The following is a 17,428-nucleotide window of genomic DNA, read 5'->3' on the forward strand; positions in this document are numbered from 1 at the left end:
CTTCATCCTTTTCCAAATACCGTGCACCACATTTCCCGCCGCACAACATCAGGGCAGACCACCCCATCTCACCCCGGCAAGATCTTCCCCGGGTTCAAAATATTATCCGGATCCAGCGCCGCCTTGACGGTCGCCATGACATCCACCGCAGCGCCCAATTCCTTGCCCAGATAGGCCCGCTTGCCCTGCCCGATCCCGTGTTCGCCGGTGCATGTCCCATCCATTGAGATCGCCAGTTCCGCCAGCCAGCTCACAAAGGCCTCGCCCCGCGCCACCTCATCGGCATCGTCCATGTCGATCAGTAGCGAGGCATGGAAGTTCCCGTCGCCTGCGTGGCCCACGATGGGCGCGATCAGCTTCAACTCCTCCGCCCGCGCCTGCGCGGCGACCACGGCATCGGCCAACCGCGAGATCGGCACGCAGACATCCGTCGCCACGGCCTTGCACCCCGGGCGCAGCGCCAGCACCGCCCAATAGCCATCATGGCGCGCCTGCCACAGTTTGTTGCGCTCTTCCGGGGTTGTGGTCGCCGCATAGCCGGTGCCGCCGAATTCTTCGGCCAGCATGCCAAAGGTTTCCGCCTGTTCGACAACCCCTGCGTCAGAGCCGTGGAATTCCAACAACAAAAGCGGGGTTTCAGGCAGGGTCAGCTTGGAATAGGCGTTCACGGCCTTCACCACATCGGCGTCCAAAAGCTCAATCCGCGCCACGGGGAGCCCATATTGGATGACCGCCATCACCGTTTCGCAGGCCGCCTGCACCGTCGGAAAAGAACAACGCGCCGAGGAGATCGCCTCAGGGATACCCTGCAAGCGCAAGGTGATCTCCGTGATGATCCCCAGCGTGCCTTCCGAGCCGACCATCAGCCGGGTCAAATCATACCCCGCCGAAGATTTCCGCGCCCGGCCGCCGGTGCGGATCACCCGGCCATCGGCCATCACCACCTCAAGGCTCAACACATTGTCTTTCATCGTGCCATAGCGCACCGCATTGGTGCCGCTGGCCCGTGTCGCCGCCATCCCACCGAGCGAGGCATTGGCACCGGGATCAATCGGGAAAAACAGCCCCTGATCACGCAGATGGGTATTGAGCGCCTCGCGGGTCACGCCGGGCTGCACCCGACAATCCAGATCGCCAGCGTTGACCTCTAGCACTTGGTCCATCTGCATCACATCGATGCAGATGCCGCCAGCGGGGGCGTTCACATGGCCCTCAAGCGAGGTGCCGGTGCCAAAGGCAATAACCGGCACTTTATGCGCCGCACAGATGCGCACCGCCTGCGCCACGTCGTCGGTAGAGGCCGCCATGACCACCCCGTCGGGTGCCTGCGTTTTGATCCATGTGGTGGTATGGCCATGCTGTTCGCGAATGGCTTGGCCGGTCAGCAGATTGGGCCCAAAGGCTTGTGCCAATTCCTCTAGCGCTGCGGCAATGCCCGCCTCATTGCGCGGCAGTTCTGCGATCTTCGTCAATTCTCATCTCCCAACAGCGCCTGTGCGCCTCTGGAATGCCTGCGGACGCAACTGCGAAAATACGTTCTTTCAATAGCCGCCAGTCCGCCGCCCCTGCGGGCTTACAGCATGGAGGGCACAACCTGATCTGGCGGCCGGTGGCCGTCATCGAAGGTTTTGATATTGATCAAGACCTTCTCGCCCATCTCGATCCGGCCTTCGAGTGTGGCCGACCCCATATGCGGCAGCAGCACGACGTTCTTCAACTCGCGCAGACGGGGATTAATCTCCCGCCCATGCTCATAAACATCCAGCCCCGCGCCTTTGATATCGCCAGCGCGCAGCATCCGCGTCAGGGCGTTCTCGTCGATCACCTCCCCGCGCGAGGTGTTCACGATCACCGCGTCGGGCTTCATCAGCCCCAAACGGCGGGCGTTCATCAGATGAAAGGTGCTGGGCGTATGCGGGCAGTTGATGCTGATCACATCCATCCGGCTGACCATCTGATCAAGGCTGTCCCAATAGGTCGCCTCCAAAGCGCCTTCGACCTCTTCGCGCAGACGTTTGCGGTTGTGATAATGCACCTGCATGCCAAAGGCCCGCGCCCGGCGCGCCACGGCCTGACCGATCCGGCCCATGCCCAGAATGCCCAAACGCCGCCCGCCGACCCGACCGCCCATCAAAGCTGTTGGCGCCCAGCCATCCCAATTGCCAGACTGCATCACCGCCATGCCCTCGGGCATGCGGCGGGTCACGGCCAAGATCAGCGCCATGGTCATATCGGCGGTATCGTCGGTCAGCACGCCGGGGGTATTGGACACCAGCACACCGCGCTGGCGTGCGGTGGCCACATCAATGTGATCAACCCCCGCGCCATAGTTGGCGATCAGTTTCAACCGCTCGCCCGCCTGTGTGATCAGCGGCGCGTCGATTTCATCTGTAATCGTTGGCACCAGCACATCAGCATGACGCATCGCCACGCCCAATTCCTCGCGGGTCATGGGCCTGTCATCTTCGCGTAAAGTTACGTCAAACAGCTCTGACAGCCGTGTTTCCACCGCCTCTGGCAACCGTCGCGTCACTACAACACTCAACCGCTTCTTTGACATGCCTGCTCTCCCGGTCTTGGCGTCGCCTCGTTTCACAGGCATGGTGTCTCATGCAGCGACGAGGCACAAGAACTCGCGCCGGAAAAAGAGCAACAATAAACCGCAGATTTGCACAGCACCGACCCACAGCAGTGAACCGCATAGCAGGCAATTCCATGATAACCGCTTTCCTTCGCAGTGCCCTGATGGTGGGCGCGCTGCTTTTGGCGCAGGCGACCTCCGGCGTCGCACAAGAGGCGCGCGGACAGGTCACCAACCTGCCCCTCCCCCGTTTCGTTTCGATGAAAGCCTCAGAGGGCAACGTCCGCCGCGGCCCGTCGCTGTCGCACCGGATCGACTGGGTATACAAACGCCGCGACCTGCCGCTGAGGATCACCGCCGAACATGGCCACTGGCGCCGGGTCGAAGACCGCGACGGCATGGGCGGCTGGGTGCATTACTCGCTTTTGTCGGGCACCCGCACTGTCTTGGTCGAGCAGGACATGCTGCAGCTTCACGTCAACCCCGACCCAAAGGCCGCCGTGGTGGCGCGGTTGGAGCTGGGCGTGGTGGCGCGCTTGGGCGAATGCACGCTTGAATGGTGCGAGTTGCGTTCGGGCGGCTTTACCGGCTGGGCCCCCAAAGTGCGGCTTTGGGGTGTTGGCCCCAAGGAACTGCGCGAATAACCCCGCCTTTCAGGCCAATTGCATGATCCCGGCGCTTGCGCCACTCTGCCGGCAAAATTCAAGCCGGAGAGAGCGCCATGCAAGCCATCAACTATGAAGAATTCGGAGCCGCCGCGGATGTGCTGCGGCTGACGGAAATCGACAACCCCGCACCACAACCCGGCGAGGTCTGCGTGGCGCTGAGCCATTCGGGCGTGAACCCCTCTGACGTCAAGGCCCGCGCAGGCACACGTCCCGGCGTGACCAAACCACCCTTCCCACAGGTCATCCCCCATAGCGACGGCGCGGGAGAGATCATCGCCGTGGGTGCGGGCGTCGATTCTGCCCGTGTGGGTCAAAAGGTCTGGGTTTGGAACGCCCAGTGGCAACGCGCCTTTGGCACGGCGGCACAGCAGATCACCCTGCCCGCACATCAGGCCGTGCCGCTGCCCAAAGGCGTCTCTTTTGAGACCGGCGCGCAGCTTGGCATTCCGGGGCTGACAGCCTGCCACGCCGTCTTTGGCGGCGGCGGCGTGGCCGGGGAGACGGTGCTGATCCAAGGCGGTGCCGGAACCGTGGGCTACCTTGCCGTGCAACTGGCGAAATGGGGCGGGGCCAAGGTGATCGCCACCTGCAGCCCGCGCGACAATGATCTGGTCCGCGACGCGGGCGCCGATGCGGTGTTGAACTACGCCGATCCCGATCTCGCCGCCGCCGTGTTGGAGGCCAACGGCGGCAAGCCCGTTGACACAATCGTCGAGACAGAGTTCGGCCTGAACATGACAACCGACACCGAGGTCATCGCTCCCAATGGCCGCATCGCCGCCTATGGCTCGGCGGGGGAAATGTCGCCGACGCTACCCTTCTACCCGCTGCTGTTCAAAGCGGTGACCATCGACATCATCCTGATCTACCTGCTGCCCACCGGCCCGCGCGAACAGGCGATCACCCGATTGCATCACGCACTGGCGGACGGCGCGCTGCGCTGTCCAGTTGATACGATCCTGCCGCTCGCTGAGGCCGCCCGCGCGCATGAATTGGTCGAAGCTGGGCGTCGCAGCGGCGCTGTGCTTCTCGATTGTCAGGGGTAGCGCGCTAATTGACCAAGCCACCGCCTTCACAGAGGGGCGGTGGCCCTTTCCTTCGACGGAGACCCCCATGCGCCTGATTGCTGCCCTGCCCCGCCTGCTCTTGTGTCTGTTTCTGCTCGTCGCCCTGCCGCTGGCCCCCGCCTCGGCACAGGACAACGACCAGCCCGAAGGCACCATCGCCGTCGAAGGGAACGCCACGGCAGACGCCGCCATCGCCAACCGCATCCGCGCCATCCTGCGCGAGCTTGAAGGATTTGAGAAGGTCGGCGTCTCCGTGTCCTCGGGCATCGTCACCCTGCGCGGCACCACGCTCGACACCGCCAGCGCCGGACGGCTGAGCGAACTGGCGGGCCGTGTCGAAGGGGTGGTGGCAATCCGCAACGAGGTCCGCGAGAGCACCGATGTGTCGGAACGGCTCAACCCCGCCGTGGACCGCTTCCGCGACCGGATGGAACAGGCCGTGGCATTCCTGCCGCTGGCCTTGGTGGCGCTTGGGGTCTTTGCCCTGATCGTGGTGGCCGGGCTGGCGCTGGCGCGGCTGCGCAACCCGTGGGAACGGCTCGCCCCCAACGCTTTTATCGCTGACATTTACCGCCAGATCATCCGACTGGCCTTTATCATCGCGGCGCTGGTCGTGGCGCTTGATATCCTCGGGGCGACGGCGCTGCTGTCGGGCATCCTTGGCGCGGCGGGGATCGTCGGCCTCGCCATCGGCTTCGCGGTGCGCGACACGGTCGAGAATTTCATCGCCTCTATCATGCTGTCGATTCGCCAGCCGTTTCGCCCCAATGACACGGTCGAGATCGACGGCGACATCGGCAAGGTGATCCGCCTGACCAGCCGCGCCACGATCCTGCTCAGCTATGACGGCAACCATCTGCGCATTCCCAATGCCACCGTCTTTAAAAGTCGGATCATCAACTATTCGCGCAACGCCGAGCGGCGGTTCACCTTTACCCTTTCGGTGGCCAGCGACGCCGATCTGGCCCGCGCCCGAGACTTGGCGCTGGAGGTGTTGAATGGCCTTCCCTTTGTCCTGCCCAGCCCCGAAGCCGCCGCTTGGGTAGAGGAGGTGGCCGATCACTGGATCACCATGCAATTCGCCGGTTGGATCAATCAAGAGACCACCGATCTGGTCGCGGCGCGCAGCGAAGCGATTCGCCTGACGCTGGCCGCCTTTGACGCGGCGGGCCTCACCGCACAGCCTCCCGCCTATCGGCTGATCACCCAAAGCGAATCGTCCCCCACCGCGCAGCACGATTCGCCCCAAACGCCGAGCGCGCCCGCGAATCCCGCCGCCGCACAGCCCGTTGCCCCCCAAACCGAGCGTGAGCTGACCCGCATCGTCGCGCAGGAACGCGCCGAATTGCCCAGCAAAGACCTGCTCTCCGTTGATGCCGCCGAAGAATAGGCTAATTTATCAAAAACGGGTCTTGCACCCCGGGCCAGAGAACTCTAATTAGCGCCCTGTGTTGGGATGTAGCCAAGTGGTAAGGCAACTGTTTTTGGTACAGTGTACCGTAGGTTCGAATCCTACCATCCCAGCCAACACAATCCCCCGATAGCCATCACCAACTACCGCACAGCGCCCCTACGACATCACGTCGCAGACCAAAGCGCCCTATAGCGTTGCGGCGTCAGCCGCGGTATCAGCGCGCATGTCCGCCGTTTCGCGCATATCCTCGCTTAGGGTCAGCCTGACCTTCCTGCTGGTGCTGGCCCTTGCCAGCTTGCCCTTCGCACATCGTGCGACCGCGCAGGTGCAGCAGGACCCGGCCTTTATCGCCTTTATCCAAGCGGGCGGCACGCTGAGCGATCTTTGCGACGGACCGCTTGAAAGCTACAACCACGCGGCTTTGGACTGCGAAGCCTGCCGCATCGTCAATGCGTTGATCTTGCCGACCCCGGCAGATGTCTTGCTGCCGGGCGGAACGCTGCGCTTTGCCACGCCGCGCGCGGCCCGTGCCCTCGGCGCACCGCGCAGCCCTGCGGGGACGCCCCCGCCTGTCCGCGGACCGCCATTCGTCTGAGCCATCGCTTCTTTCGCAATACTCAGACAATGGACCAAGACAATGAAATTTTTCTATACCGCAGCCTTGGCTGCCCTACTTGCCCTGCCCGCCGCCGCGCATGAGTACACTGCCGGTGCTTTGACCGTCGATCATCCGATGGCCTTTGAAACCCCGAAAACCGCCCGCGTCGGCGGAGGCTATCTGACGATCACCAATGGCGGGGACACCGCAGACCGCCTCATCAGCATCAGCGCCGAGGGCTTCGACGAAGTCTCTCTCCATGAGACGACCACCGATGATATGGGCGTCGCGCGCATGTCGCATATCGACGGCCTCGATCTGCCCGCGGGTGAGACGGTGACGCTCAAGCCCGGTGGGCTGCATATCATGTTCATGGGCCTCGACGGTGATCCTTTCGAGGAAGGCGAGAAAATCCCCGCGACCCTGACCTTTGAAAAAGCCGGGACCTTGGAGGTGATATTCAACGTCGAAAGCCGCCGTGGGCATGATGCGGGCGGCATGGATCACGGCGCGCACAGGCAAAAACACTAAACCCAAGCCAGTCGCAGGATGCGCCGCAAGGCGTTGATCGGCCCGCTTCGACATCTCTGCCTCCGGGCGGTGGTGGTGTTGTTTGGGGCGTTCTCGGCGCTTGCGCCCGGAACCATGCCAGAGCGCCAGCAGGACGCGCTGACCATGGTGCTGTGCACAGGTCACGGGGTGGAGACGGTGACCATCGGGCCGGGCGGCACACCGGTTGAGCCTGAACACAAACCCTGCGACTGGAACCAGCCCCCCCTCGCCGCGCTGCGCAAGGGGCTGGCGGTGGCCCCCTTAGCCGCCGCCATCGATCCTGCGCCACCACTGCCCCCTGCCCCCAGCACGCAGCCAATACCGCGCCGCGCCGCCGTCAAACGCGCACGGGCGCCGCCACCGGTTCTCTGACCCTCATCCAAGAAATCAATTCAGTCAGAGGACCAAACATATGGTTTCCATCGATCCTGCAGCCGCGACAGCCCTGCAAAACGACAACACGCAACATGCGAACAGCTTTTACCGCGCCGCTTGGCGCTGGCATTTCTATGCCGGGCTCTATGTCATCCCGTTTTTCATCATGCTCGCCCTGACAGGGCTTGTGATGCTCTGGATCGCCTTTATCGGCGGGCGGGATGGAGAACGGATTGCCGTGCAGCCGCAGGGGGCACCGCTTGCGGTGTCCGAACAAGCCGCCGCCGCGCAGGCCAGCATCGAAGGCGGCACACTCGTCCAATATGTCGCCCCCCGCGCCGGTGATCTGGCCGCGATCTTTCGCGTTGATGCGAATGACATGGCGACGATGGTCGCCGTCGACCCCTATACCGCCGAAATCCTCGCCAGCTTTCCGCGCCGCAGCGGGTGGTATGACATGGCCGACAACATTCACGCCAACCTGCTTTTGGGCGTTACCGGCGACCGCATGATTGAAATCGCGGCCTCGCTCGCGATGGTGCTGATCGCGACAGGGCTCTACCTCTGGTGGCCGCGCGGCACCGGATGGCGCGCGGCGCTGCTGCCCCGTTTGGGTCGTGGGCGAGCGCTGTGGAGGTCGCTTCATGGGGCGATCGGGCTTTGGGTCTCGGTCGTGCTGTTCTTCTTCCTGATTTCGGGTCTGTCATGGGCCGGAGTCTGGGGGGAGAAAATGGTGCAGGCATGGAGCCAGTTCCCGGCGGAGAAATGGGATGCGCCGCTGTCGGATGACATCCACGCCAAGATGAACCACGGCCCCAAGGAAGTGCCATGGGCACTGGAGCAGACCCCGATGCCTGCCTCGGGCAGCGATGCCGGTGTGACGGGGCTGGCCGAAGGCACACCCGCCACGCTTGACACGATCGATGCGCTGGCGCGGCAAATCGGGTTTGATGCGCGGTATCAGATGAACCTGCCGCAGGGCAAAGAGGGTGTCTGGACCCTAAGCCGGGATACGATGAACACCGATGCGACCGACCCCACCAGCGACCGCACGGTACATATCGACCGGCACACGGGAAACATCCTCGCCGATGTGCGCTATGCAGATTATTCGCTCGCGGGCAAGGCCATGGCCCTGGGCATTGCGCTGCATATGGGCACCTTGGGCTGGCCGAGTGCCATGGCCAATACACTGTTCTGCCTGTCGGTGATTTTCTTATGCGTCTCTGGCGTGGTGATGTGGTGGAAACGCCGCCCGGCAAACCCGGCGGGCTGGCTCGCGGCCCCGCCTCCGCCGCGCAATATGACGCTTTGGAAAGGCGCGGTTGTGGTCGGGCTGGCTGTGGCGCTGGCCTTTCCCATGGCGGGGATCACCCTGCTGGTCGTCGGGCTGCTGGATTGGTTGTTGCTGCGCCGTATTCCAGCGCTGAAACGCATGGTTTCCTGAAATGCCGCCCGCCCCTTCGCGGGGGCGGGCACCCTCGCGGCCCTCAGGCCGTGTGCTGTTTGATCATCTCTTTATAAAGCGCCTGAATGCGTTTGGTGACGGGCCGTTCTCCGCCGCCGATGGTCTTGCCGTCAATCTCTGCCACCGGGGTCTGCGCACCAAAGGTGCCGGTGAGAAAGGCCTCATCCGCGCCATAAGTTTCGTAGAGCGAGAAGTTCTTCTCCCGCATCGGAATGCCGTTTTCATGGCACAGGTCGATCACCTTCTGCCGCGTCACCCCGTTCATGCAGTAGTCCCCGGTCGAGGTCCAAACCTCGCCCCGGCGCACGATGAAGAAGTTGCAAGCGTTGGTGGTGTTCACGAAGCCATGCGGGTCGAGCATCAGCGCCTCATCCGCGCCCGCTTCCTCGGCCTGAAGGCAGGCGATGATGCAGTTGAGCTTGGAATGACTGTTAAGCTTGGGGTCTTGGCTATGTGGCAGCCCGCGCACCTGCGGGACGCTCGCCAGACGAATGCCCGCAGACTGCAGGCGATCCACGGGTTTGGAATGCTCCATGATGATCACCAGCGTCGGGCCGGTGGTGCTGAGCGAGGGGTGCTGGAAGGGTTTATCCTTGATCCCGCGGGTCAGCATCAGGCGGCAGTGCACGTCACTGTGCATATCGTTCGCCTCTGCCGTGCGGCGCAGGGCCTCGGCGATGCCGTCTTTGTCCAGGCCCACGTCGAGCGAGATTGCTTTGCAGGAATTAAAGAAGCGGTCCATATGCTCATCGAAGAAGGCCCATGTCCCGTTGTACAGGCGCATGCCCTCCCAAATGCCGTCGCCCAGCATGAAACCCGCGTCATAGACCGAGACCTTGGCTTCATCGCGGTGGACGATGTCGCCGTTGACGTAAATTTTGATGTCGCGGTTGCGGGCGTCTTCGTCGGCGGCGTGGGTGGTGGTGTGGTCGGTCATGGGAGGGGTCCGTTTATGAGGGCGGTTGGCGTATTGATAGCAAAGCCGTTCAGGACTACCACCCCGGGCCCGGGACAAGCCGAAGGCGCCGGGCCATCGCCTGCCCGCCCGTCACGCCGGAGGCGTGCCAGCCTATATGGGCGCACCTTTGGTGCGACCGGGTAGGCGATTTGGTGAGGCTGGGTGTGCCCTCGCGGACCGCACATCAAAGCCGAGAAATAAAGTGGCACCAATTTACGTCAGATCGCCGACCCGCGGGCAGGCGCTGGCCCTCACACCCGCCAGTTCAGCACGCGCCGTTCCACGAAGGCCACCACCGAAGACACCGCAACGCCCAGCAGCGACAGGATCACCACACCCGCAAACAACCGCTCAAGGTCATAAAGACTTCCCGCCTGCAAAATATACGCCCCGATCCCATATTCCGCGCCCAGCATCTCGGCAGCCACCAGCAAAATAATCGCGATGGTCAGCGAAATCCGCAGCCCCGAGAGGATCCCCGGCATCGCGCCGGGCACCACGATTTTCGAAACAATCGACCACCAACCCAGACCAAAACTCTGCCCCATGCGGATCAACACCCGGTCCACATTGTCGACCGCCGCATAGGTGGCGACCACCGTGGGCGTGAAGGTGCCAAAGGCAATGAGCGCGTATTTACTCGCCTCATCAATGCCGAACCAAATCACAAACAGCGGCAACAGCGCGATCTTGGGAATGGGGAAAATCGCCGCCACCAAGGGCACCAGCCCTGCGCGTGCCAAGGAAAACAGCCCGATCAACACGCCGATCCCGATCCCCAGCGAAGCACCAATCAGCGCGCCTATGGCCAAACGAGACAGCGAGGGGCCGAGGTGTTTGAACAACATCCCCGACTGATAAAGCTCTTGAAACGTCAGCAGCACATCGCTGGGTCGAGGCAACGTCAGGGCCGAGATAAAGCCGCTGCGAGTACCCCATTCCGCCAACAGGATCAGCACCACGAAAACCGCAAGCCCCACGCCGCGCCGCGTGCCGGGCTGGAAACCACCGCCGCGAAAAGTGACTTCGCGGGCATTCACATCCGTCATTTCAGCCATCAATCAACTCCGCATCCGCCGCCGCAGCCTCATCACGCATCAGCCCCCATAGGTGCTGTTGTTGGGCCTCCAGCACCGAATCGCCGTGACGCCGCTCGGCCAGCGGCATGTCTAGGTTCACCACCTCGCGCAGCTCCCCCGGACGGCGCGAGAGCACGACGATCTTATGCCCCAGCCGCACCGCTTCAGCGAGGTTGTGGGTCACATAGACCGCCGTGAACGGCTGCCGCGTCCAGAGCGCCACAAGGTCGTCCATCAACAATTCGCGGGTCTGGCTGTCGAGCGCGCTCAGCGGCTCGTCCATCAGCATCACCGCCGGGTTCACCGCCAGCGCACGGGCAATCGCCACGCGCTGCTTCATCCCGCCCGAAAGTTGCTTGGGCAGGGCATCGGCAAAATCGGTGAGCTTGGTCCGCGCCAGCACATCGGCGATAATCGCTTCGCGCTGCGCCTTGCCCAACCCGTGGTCCTCAAGCACCAGCGCCACATTGCCCCGGACCGTGCGCCACGGCAGCAGGGCGAAGTCCTGAAAAATATAGGTCAGCGGGTTCAGACAGCCCTCGGGCGCATCGCCCATTTGCAGCACACGGCCTTCGCTGGGCCGCTCCAACCCGCCCAGCATCCGCAGCAGGGTGGATTTGCCGCAGCCGGAGGGGCCAACGATGCAAACGATCTGGCCAGAAGGAATATCGAGCGTGATGTCACGCAGCACTTGGGTATCGCCATAGTAATGGCTCACGGAGGAAAGCTTGAGGTCCATGCCGCCCTTTTCCGGCAAAAACGCCCCGCGCGCAATGTGCGATCCGCGTCCCGGCGCAACCGCCCTGCGCCAGTGACGCACTTAAGGCTGCTCACCCTCTTTACTGCTCAGCCCATCCACCGCGATCCCGGCGGTAAAACCATGCACCAAGGTCGACACGAGGATCGCAAAACCCACCATCGCCCAAAGCGGCTCTTCGTCCAAAAACTCCACCTTCCCCGCCGCATAGGCAAGGTAGTAGATCGACCCGATCCCCCGGATGCCATAAAGCGCCACAACCCAGCGAGGGCGCGTCTCTAGCGACGATCCCAAAAGCGACAGCCACCCCGCCAAGGGGCGCACGACAAAGATCAGCGCCAGCACGATCACCGCGCCCGAGAGGGTTAAATCGCTCAGCAAGGCGGGCAGCACCGCGCCAATCGCCACCAGCAACAGCGCCGTCAGCGCGTGTTCAACGGCGGCAGTGAAATCATGCAAACGACGGTGGAATTCGTGGTCCGCCTCAACCCGCCGGATCACCAGACCGGCCACCGCCACGGCAATAAAACCATAGCCTTCGACCAGTTCCGTCGTGCCATAGCACAAGAGCACCCCCGCCAAGGCCACCACGCCCGAGGAGGTCTCGGCCAGAACCGCCTTGCGCGGCACGACGAACAGCACCTGCCCCAAGGCCCAACCGCCCGCCGCGCCCATCACGGTGCCGACAGCGATGCGCCAAAAGACATCGCGGGCCAGCCACTCCACGCCCCAAGTCGCCGGGGCCAAGCCCTCGGCCGCGACCAAAATCCCAAGGTAGACGAAGGGAAAGGCCAAACCATCGTTCAGCGCCGCCTCTGTTGTCAGGGCAAAGCGCACCGGATGTTCGCCCCCTTCCTGCGGAGGGCCAACCTGCACGTCAGCGGCCAAAACCGGATCGGTGGGTGCCATCACCGCGCCCAGCAAGATCGCCCCGGCTGCGGTCATCCCGGCAAAGGCCCAGCCCATCACGGCGACCGACAGAATCGTTAGCGGCATGGTCAGCGCTAACAACCGCGCCGTTGGCCCCCAGCGGGACCAGTCCGAAAGCTTGTCGATCCGCAGCCCCGTCGCGAAGAGAGCAACGATCACGCAAAGCTCCGACACGATTTCCCATGGAAAGGGGGTGGCGCGCGGATCGGGAAAACTCGGCATCCCGGGGACAAGCGCAAAGATCCCCATGCCCAAAAGGATCAGCAGCCCCGAGGCCGCAGGCTCTCGCCGACTGAAAAAGCGGGGCAGCCAATGGGCAAGGATCACCACGGCGCCGACGGCCCCCAAGGCGAAATGATAGCCGTTCAGGGCGAAAAAACTGCCGTCGCTCACTGCACATCCCCTTTTATGGTCAGGGGTTTGGCCCCGCATCAGCACCAAAGGTATCTTGGCGCGGCTGCATTGCCAGTGATGCCTGCCGGAAATCCCACCCTGCGGGAGCAAAAGGTAAAGGCGCGCCCGTGGGGGACGCGCCTTTCAAAGCAATCATATCACGCGGGTGAAGCGTTTAGCTGCCCATCGTCTCGACATAAGAGGTGTCGATCAGCGTCTCCAGGGTGATGTCGCTGTCGACCAGCCCTTCGGACTGGAACCACTCCAACTGGTCGCGCACAGAGGCGACGTTCAGCTTGGCACCTTCGTTCAGGCGCATGGTCCCGTTGATGATCGATGGCGCTGCCTTGTCGCGCGGGCGGTCGGTGTAGACATATTTATGGATCAGATCGACCATCTCATCCACGCCCGCATCTCCGCCATCCTTGGCGATCATCGCGGCGTTATAATCGGCCACGCCCTTGGAATACCCGGCGAGGAAATTCTTGGTCATCTCCTGCTCATCACTGGCGTTCTTGGTCGAGGTGAAAACGGTCGTCACCTGATAATCCGGCAGATAGGTCGCCACATCGCCGATGATATGCACAGCACCCGACCCGGCCAACGGCTTGGCGATATGCGGCACGATCGACCACGCATCGATCTGGCCCGACTTCAGCGCACCGATCACCGCGCCGACCTTTTGCAGCGGCTTGAACTTGAGGCTGATCCCCTCGGCCTCGGCCATTTTGGCGCCCATGTAGTGGAAGGACGAGCCCGCCTGCGTCATGCCAAAGCTTTTGCCATCCAACATGCCCGGTTCGGTGATCCCCGCCTGATAGGCCGCATCAGAAACGAGGAACTTCTGCCCGTCGATGCCCTGCTCTTCTTGCAGGCCGCCGCCGATCACCTTGACCGCGCCCTTTTGCGCCAAGGACACCAAGCCGCCCGAGATCGCGGTGATCGCATAGTCCACATCGCCGCTGGCAATCGCCACGGCCATCGGCTGCGCGGCCTCGAAAAAGCGCAGTTCAACGTCTAGCCCGGCCTCTTTGAAATAGTCCCGCTCAAAGCCGACAAAGCTGCCCGCGTGGCTGGTAAAGCGCAGCGCGCCCACGGTGATCTTGCGGTTCTGCGCCAGCGCCGGTGCCGCCAGCCCCACAGCGGTTGCGGCGCTCAAAGTTGCGATGGCCTGACGGCGGTTGAACAGGGTCATGATCTCACTCCTCCAATTTTGCCGCAGCATGGTCGGCGGCCAGACCGAAAGTCAAGCGAGAGCGCCCTCGGCGACCACAACCAGGACTGGCATATCTTCTCAATGCGTGGCATCGATTTGCCATGAAGCTCTTTTCATCCAAGACCCGCCCCATGCACCTCGGCCCCTTCCCGTTGGAGCGGCTGCGCCGGTTGCATGCCCCTCATGACCAACTGCCGGGCACGCCCATGCCGGTGTTGCGGTTTGAGCGGCCCGAGACGCCGCAGAGCATCTGCAACGCCATGGCGCCCTTCCAAGCGATGATGGACGTGCTGCGCGATGGGCCGGTCAACACGGCGGGCGCGGTGATCCCCGAAAGCCCGGTGGAACGAGCCAATCATTTCAAATCATTCGGTTATTACAACGATGCCTCGATGATGGGCGTCTGCGCCCTGCCCCAAGCTGCGCGGCTGCCCACGCCGCGCCGGAGCGAAGGCACCGCGCAATTGGCTGATGACCTGCGCAACCGCCAGACCAAGACGCTCGCCGCTGGGGTGGATGTCATCATGGCGAACCTGCGCGATGCTGTGGACGCGCCAGAGACCTCGATCGACGCTCACAGCCACGCGCTGGTGGTCCTCACCGCCCACCCCCGCGACCCGCACGAAGATGAGCCGGGCAGCGATTGGATCATCGACGCCCAAACCGAGCGCGCCTGCCTGCGTGGGACTGAAAATGCCACCGTGCTCGCCGAATACATCCGTCAATTGGGCTTCGCCGCCAAGGTGCATTCCGCCACCACCGCTGATGTGAACCTCGGCCAACTGGCCGTGGCGGCGGGGCTTGCGGTTTGGGAAGACGACATTCTGCAAGCCCCGTGGATCGGTCCGCGCTTCGGGCTGGCGGTGGTGACGACCGACATGGAGCTTGCGCCCGATATGCCGCTCGCCCCGCTCTCCGAACAACCGTGGTCGGTGCTGAAAGGCCCGCACTGGCTTCTTGGCACCCACGGCGGCGTCAGCGCCCGCGATGTCGATCCTTATGCACGGCGCGATTATGCCGAAGGCCCGCACCCTTTCGAGACGCTTAAACGGGTGGACGAACCGACAACCTATATCGACGCGCCCAACGTCCCGCGCGTGCCGAAACGTGGCGATCTTTTCGCACGCGGGCAGTTCGGCGACATGGGGCCGAAGGTGCAGAACGCCATGAAAGGCGGGCATCATGTGGTAAAATCCGCCCCTTCGGCCGCGCAGCGACGCTTGCTGGGCGCGCTAATCTTGCTGCAAGACGGGCCGGTGAACGACGCCGCCCCTGCGATGACAGACAGCGCCCGCAATGCCGCCAACCTCAAGGCGGCAAGCTATTTTCTGGGGGCCGATGCTGCGGGTCTCTCGGCCTGCCCTGATTGGACGTGGTACAGCCATGATGCCACCGGCACCCCGATCACCCCGCCGCATGACCAAGCGCTGAGCCTCATCATCGACCAAGGCTTTGACACGATGGAGGGGTCTTCGGGCGACGATTGGATCGCCGTCTCGCAATCCATGCGCGCCTATCTGCGGTTTTCTATGCTGGGTGGCGTGATGGCCCAGCATCTGCGCAACCTCGGCCATTCCGCCAAAGCGCATACGGTGATGGACGGCGATGTTTTGCAACCGCCGCTTCTATTGCTGGCGGGACTGGGCGAAGTGTCGCGGATTGGTGAAGTCATCCTGAACCCGTTCCTCGGCCCGCGCCTGAAATCCGGCGTGGTCACGACCACCCTGCCGGTCGCCCACGACAAGCCCATCGACTTCGGCCTGCAAAGGTTCTGCGAAGCCTGCAACAAATGCGCCCGCGAATGCCCCTCGGGCGCAATCACCGCCGGGCCGAAGAAGATGTTCAACGGCTACGAAATCTGGAAATCCGACAGCCAGAAATGCGCCACCTACCGGATCACCAACCAAGGCGGCGCGATGTGCGGGCGCTGCATGAAGACCTGCCCGTGGAACCTCGAAGGGCTCTTCGCCGAGACCCCCTTCCGCTGGGCCGCCTCCAATATCCCCGCCGCCGCACCGCTGCTGGCCAAGCTGGACGACAAGGTCGGCAAGGGCCGCCTGAACCCGGTGAAAAAGTGGTGGTGGGACATCGAGCGCAAGCCCTCGGGCCAGTTCGACACGCCTGCCCAGCCAGTGAACGCCCGTGACCTGCAGCCCGATCTGGACCTCAAGTTCGAGGACCAAACGCTCGCCGTCTACCCCGCCCCGCTGGCCCCGCACCCATGGCCCTACCCCGATCCGATGAACCGCGAGGCCGGGATTGCCGCTCACGCCGCGCTGCTGAGCGCCGATGAACACCGGCGCAAGACTGCAGCGGGCGAGACGGATCACTTGCACCTCTACAAAGTTGGCAGCGACACCCCCGTGCTCGACCTGCGGATCACGCAAGTCACCCGCCTGAACGCGACCACCGCCCTTTATGACATCGCCCACCCCGAAGGCCACGAACTGCCCGCATGGACCGCGGGCGCGCATCTTGATCTGGTCGTCGCGCCGGAATTCCTGCGCCCCTATTCGCTGCTGGGCGACCCTTCCGACCGTACGCGCTACCGCATCGCAGTGCTGCGCGAAGACGCGGGCCGCGGTGGATCAGCCCTGCTGCACCGGGTCTTCACCAAGGGGCGACGCATTTTCGTGGGCAAGCCGGTGAACCATTTTGAACTGGTCGAGGACGCGCCGCATAGCCTGCTCATGGGCGGCGGCATCGGCATCACGCCGATGATCGCCTTTGCCTATCGTCTGCACGCCCTTGGGCGGCCATTTGACCTGCATTATTCCGCCTCTACCCGCGAAGCCGCTGCCTTTGCCGAGGAACTCGCGCAGGCCCCTTGGGCCGACCGCGTGCATCTGCATATCTCATCTGAGAACACCCGCGCCGACCTATCTGCAATCATGCAATGCGCATTACCGGGCACCCATGTCTATACCTGCGGGGCGGATGCTTACATGCAAGCGGTCATGGCCGCCGCCGAGGCTGCGGGCATCCCCGAAGACGCCCGGCATCTGGAGTATTTTTCGACCCCCGAAGTGCCGGACTATGTGAACTACGCCTTCACGCTGAAACTCACCTCGGGCCGCGAAATTCCCGTCTCGAAGGACGAGACCGCCGCCGACGCCCTCATCGCAGCAGGTGTGCCAGTGGACCTGAAATGCAGCGATGGCATCTGCGGCGTCTGCAAATGCGGGTTGCGGGGCGGCGCGGTCGAACACCGCGACTTCGTGCTCTCGGCCAAGCAGCGCGAGGGCGCGATCGTCCTATGCCAATCCCGCGCGGCCAAGCCGGATGGCGTGTTGGAGGTCGATCTCTAGCCCCTCTTTCCCCGATCGCAGTCAAGGGTTATGAGGGGCCAACCTCTGCAACAAAGGCGCTGTC

General features: G+C 63.4%; 15 protein-coding genes and 1 tRNA gene. 9 read left to right on the forward strand and 7 right to left on the reverse strand.

What is annotated here, in order from left to right; translation table 11 throughout:
* Positions 1 to 68: 68 nt before the first annotated feature.
* Both J3456_RS11035 and J3456_RS11040 read right to left on the reverse strand, forming a co-directional pair.
* Positions 69 to 1,472 carry an FAD-binding oxidoreductase gene (locus J3456_RS11035; protein ID WP_349580298.1) on the reverse strand — a complete coding sequence of 468 codons (1,404 nt, stop codon included), beginning with the start codon at positions 1,470 to 1,472 and terminating at the stop codon, positions 69 to 71.
* A gap of 101 nt (positions 1,473 to 1,573) precedes the next feature.
* Entirely contained in the window at positions 1,574 to 2,560 is a 987-nt protein-coding gene (locus J3456_RS11040) for a 2-hydroxyacid dehydrogenase (protein ID WP_259947679.1), read from the reverse strand.
* Positions 2,561 to 2,715: 155 nt separating this feature from the next.
* On the opposite strand from J3456_RS11040, the gene J3456_RS11045 reads away from it, so the two are divergent.
* The 8 genes from J3456_RS11045 (at position 2,716) to J3456_RS11080 (ending at position 8,702) form a co-directional block, all read left to right on the forward strand.
* Entirely contained in the window at positions 2,716 to 3,225 is a 510-nt protein-coding gene (locus J3456_RS11045; protein ID WP_120350271.1) for an SH3 domain-containing protein, read from the forward strand.
* 77 nt (positions 3,226 to 3,302) lie between these two features.
* A complete protein-coding gene (locus tag J3456_RS11050) occupies positions 3,303 to 4,295 on the forward strand; it encodes an NADPH:quinone reductase (RefSeq protein ID WP_349580299.1) in 993 nt (330 codons plus the stop codon).
* 67 nt (positions 4,296 to 4,362) lie between these two features.
* Positions 4,363 to 5,706 (forward strand): mechanosensitive ion channel domain-containing protein, encoded by a 1,344-nt coding sequence (locus tag J3456_RS11055; RefSeq protein WP_349580300.1) that lies wholly within the window; start codon positions 4,363 to 4,365, stop codon positions 5,704 to 5,706.
* A 62-nt stretch (positions 5,707 to 5,768) separates the two neighbouring features.
* A tRNA-Gln gene (locus J3456_RS11060) sits at positions 5,769 to 5,843 on the forward strand.
* 110 nt (positions 5,844 to 5,953) lie between these two features.
* Positions 5,954 to 6,325 (forward strand): hypothetical protein, encoded by a 372-nt coding sequence (locus J3456_RS11065; protein WP_349580301.1) that lies wholly within the window; start codon positions 5,954 to 5,956, stop codon positions 6,323 to 6,325.
* 42 nt (positions 6,326 to 6,367) lie between these two features.
* Entirely contained in the window at positions 6,368 to 6,859 is a 492-nt protein-coding gene (locus tag J3456_RS11070; protein ID WP_349580302.1) for a copper chaperone PCu(A)C, read from the forward strand.
* Between the two features lie 18 nt (positions 6,860 to 6,877).
* Entirely contained in the window at positions 6,878 to 7,252 is a 375-nt protein-coding gene (locus J3456_RS11075; RefSeq protein ID WP_349580303.1) for a hypothetical protein, read from the forward strand.
* Between the two features lie 40 nt (positions 7,253 to 7,292).
* Complete coding sequence (locus J3456_RS11080; protein ID WP_349580304.1) at positions 7,293 to 8,702, forward strand: PepSY-associated TM helix domain-containing protein; 1,410 nt, start codon at positions 7,293 to 7,295, stop codon at positions 8,700 to 8,702.
* 43 nt (positions 8,703 to 8,745) lie between these two features.
* Here the strand turns inward: J3456_RS11080 and J3456_RS11085 are convergent, their stop codons facing one another.
* From J3456_RS11085 to J3456_RS11105, 5 genes are all read right to left on the reverse strand, one after another.
* Complete coding sequence (locus tag J3456_RS11085) at positions 8,746 to 9,660, reverse strand: D-amino acid aminotransferase (RefSeq protein WP_349580305.1); 915 nt, start codon at positions 9,658 to 9,660, stop codon at positions 8,746 to 8,748.
* Positions 9,661 to 9,932: 272 nt separating this feature from the next.
* Positions 9,933 to 10,739 (reverse strand): ABC transporter permease, encoded by an 807-nt coding sequence (locus J3456_RS11090; protein WP_349580306.1) that lies wholly within the window; start codon positions 10,737 to 10,739, stop codon positions 9,933 to 9,935.
* The gene (locus J3456_RS11095; protein ID WP_349580307.1) at positions 10,732 to 11,499 is read right to left on the reverse strand and encodes an ABC transporter ATP-binding protein; all 768 of its coding nucleotides are present in this window, start codon (positions 11,497 to 11,499) and stop codon (positions 10,732 to 10,734) included. The genes J3456_RS11090 and J3456_RS11095 overlap by 8 nt, the downstream gene beginning before the upstream one ends.
* A gap of 81 nt (positions 11,500 to 11,580) precedes the next feature.
* Positions 11,581 to 12,840, reverse strand: a complete 1,260-nt coding sequence (locus J3456_RS11100) for a cation:proton antiporter (protein WP_349580308.1) — start codon at positions 12,838 to 12,840, stop codon at positions 11,581 to 11,583.
* 175 nt (positions 12,841 to 13,015) lie between these two features.
* A complete protein-coding gene (locus J3456_RS11105; protein ID WP_349580309.1) occupies positions 13,016 to 14,035 on the reverse strand; it encodes an ABC transporter substrate-binding protein in 1,020 nt (339 codons plus the stop codon).
* Between the two features lie 122 nt (positions 14,036 to 14,157).
* Here J3456_RS11105 and J3456_RS11110 point away from each other — a divergent pair, with 122 nt between their 5' ends.
* The gene (locus tag J3456_RS11110) at positions 14,158 to 17,364 is read left to right on the forward strand and encodes a 4Fe-4S double cluster binding domain-containing protein (protein ID WP_349580310.1); all 3,207 of its coding nucleotides are present in this window, start codon (positions 14,158 to 14,160) and stop codon (positions 17,362 to 17,364) included.
* Positions 17,365 to 17,428 lie beyond the last annotated feature (64 nt).

The sequence above is a fragment of the Sulfitobacter sp. NFXS29 genome (genome assembly GCF_040148765.1).
In the GTDB taxonomy this organism is placed as follows: domain Bacteria; phylum Pseudomonadota; class Alphaproteobacteria; order Rhodobacterales; family Rhodobacteraceae; genus Sulfitobacter.